The sequence below is a fragment of the Thermogutta sp. genome (genome assembly GCF_014359955.1).
Classification (GTDB): Bacteria; Planctomycetota; Planctomycetia; order Pirellulales; family Thermoguttaceae; genus Thermogutta.
The window spans coordinates 1-2,251 of record NZ_JACIYL010000724.1 but is presented as its reverse complement, the minus strand read 5'-3'; the positions used below and the strand labels follow the sequence as shown (position 1 = coordinate 2,251).

Below are 2,251 nucleotides of genomic sequence, written 5' to 3'. Positions count from 1 at the left end.
CCCTGGCCTATGGAACCGGCGATCTCGATTGCGTTTATCACATCGCCTTGCCGGAGCTCCGCCAGGCCTGTCACGATTGCGGCCTGGAAGACCAGGAAGAACTGCTCAATGATTTGATCTCAGCCCATCGCTTGCGCGATATCACCGATCTGCCGTTTGATCTTGCCGTGTAAAGATCCGCCCGTTTCACCCCGCCGCGTGGGCCTGGGCCCCGGCGATCAACTCGATGAACTCCTGGTTGGATTTGTACTTGGCCAGCTTCTGCGTGAGCTGCTCCATCGCCTCCACCGGATTCATCGTGGACAGCATCCGCCGCAGGATTGTCACGGCCTTGAGATACTCGGGCGGCAGCAGCTTTTCTTCCCGCCGCGTCCCCGACTGGGTGATGTCAATGGCCGGCCAGATGCGACGGTCCGCCAACCGCCGGTCCAGCACCAGCTCCATATTGCCGGTCCCTTTGAATTCCTGAAAGATCAGCTCATCCATCCGGCTGCCGGTGTCGATCAGGGCCGTCGCCACAATGGTCAGCGATCCGCCCTCTTCAAACGCCCGGGCCGTCGCAAACAGCTTCTTCGGGATATCCATCGCCTTGACGTCGATCCCGCCGGTCATCGTGCGGCCGGTATTGCCCACCCACTTGTTGAAGGCACGCGCCAGCCGGGTGATCGAATCCATCAGCAGGAAGACGTCCTTCCCCATCTCGGCGAGGCGCTTGCACCGCTCCACAATGAGCTGCGACAGCCGCACGTGGCTTTCAATTTCACAGTCCAGGCTGCTGGCCACCACCTCCGCATCCTTGCACACCCGGCGGAAGTCCGTCACTTCCTCGGGACGCTCATCGATCAGCAGAATGATGAGCTTCATGTCGGGATAATTCTGCGCAATCGCCAGACTGATGTGCTGGAGGAGCACCGTCTTTCCCGTGCGAGGCGGTGCCACAATGAGCGCCCGCTGACCCTTCCCGATCGGCGTCAGCAGGTCCATCACCCGCGTCGTGATCGGCTCAGGACCAGTCTCCAAACGCAGCCATTCCTCCGGGTTGATGGGCGTCAATTCATCAAAGTTCTTGACCTTGGGGTATTCCTGCGGGGGAATTCCGTCCACATCGTGGATTTCACGCAGGCGCGGCCCCTGACCCTTCTTGCCCGGCTGCACCAACCCTCTGATGTAAACACCCTGCCTCAGGCCGTACTTCTCGATCATGCTGCCGGGAACAAACGGATCCGTCAGCCGCCGCTCGTAATTGGCCGCCGGATCACGGAGAAAGCCGTACCCGCTGGGGTGAAGCTCCAGAACGCCACCCCCTTCATAGAGGTTGCTTTCCGCCGACTCCACGGTCTGAACGGAAGTCGATTGCTGTTCCTGAGGGACGAGAGCTCCGTTCGACCCATTCTTCTCCAGCTTGCTGTCAGAAGCCTGGGCTTGTCCGTTCTTGGAACGCATGGCCGTACGCTTTTTTCGTGTCATCGAACCACCAAATGAGACCTTGCGCTGCTGCGCAACCTGCAAGAATCAACCAATTGAGAAAAAGGAGAGTCCACCACAACCACGGCGCGCTACCGGCTCTTCAACGGGCGGACTGCCAAAACCAGACATTCACCCGGCGCGCACCCCCGCGCAGCAAAGCCAAAAACCTGCCACGACCATCGAGTGGATCCGAAGAATCAGTGCCGGTGTGGTTGCAGGCACTTCGCTGCGGCGTCAACCTCAGGCAGCCCGATTCGCCATTCTTTCAGGTCACAGGTGTTTGCCGCTATCCAGAAATCGGCCGGAATGACACCTAATACCGAATCCTACCAAGTCTGGTGTTCCACCATCACCGCCGACCTACGAGAAGCCTTTCCGGCCTGTTCGCCGTGCTTCTCCGAGCAAGAGAGGGCTGTTCGCACCCGAAGAAACCCCAGGTCTGACGACGCCACCTGAGAATTGGCTCTTTCACCGTCTAAATCTTATCTTGCGTTCCAACCGTCGTCAAGCCTTTTCTCCCTACCCCCTATTCCCACCTCAAAGCCCCGCTTTACCCCCGCTCCCATCCTCCGACTTCAGCCACCCGCGGGCTGTTGATGATTCGAGCATCTCCCTTTTTTCTAAAAATCGGAAACCATCGCTCCCTTCCGTCATTTTTTCGGCGGTTTCCCGGCAACTGTTTCCTTACCACCGCCCACACGATCACCGCTCACCGGGCGGGAAATGAATTTTCTGCCGCTCCTCCTCCGTGAACCTGCTCTGGGCAATCGGTCCGGGATTCCAG

At 59.1% G+C, this 2,251-nt stretch carries 2 protein-coding genes; one reads left to right on the top strand and one right to left on the bottom strand.

Annotated elements, in window-relative coordinates:
* The first annotated feature begins 2 nt into the window (after window positions 1-2).
* Window positions 3-173, top strand: a complete 171-nt coding sequence (locus tag H5U08_RS19920; protein ID WP_366494753.1) for an NgoMIV family type II restriction endonuclease — start codon at window positions 3-5, stop codon at window positions 171-173.
* Between the two features lie 13 nt (window positions 174-186).
* Here H5U08_RS19920 and rho read toward each other — a convergent pair whose 3' ends face one another.
* On the bottom strand, window positions 187-1,443 hold the full coding sequence (rho, locus tag H5U08_RS16315; protein ID WP_297035459.1) for a transcription termination factor Rho: 1,257 nt from the start codon (window positions 1,441-1,443) through the stop codon (window positions 187-189).
* Between the last annotated feature and the right edge of the window lie 808 nt (window positions 1,444-2,251).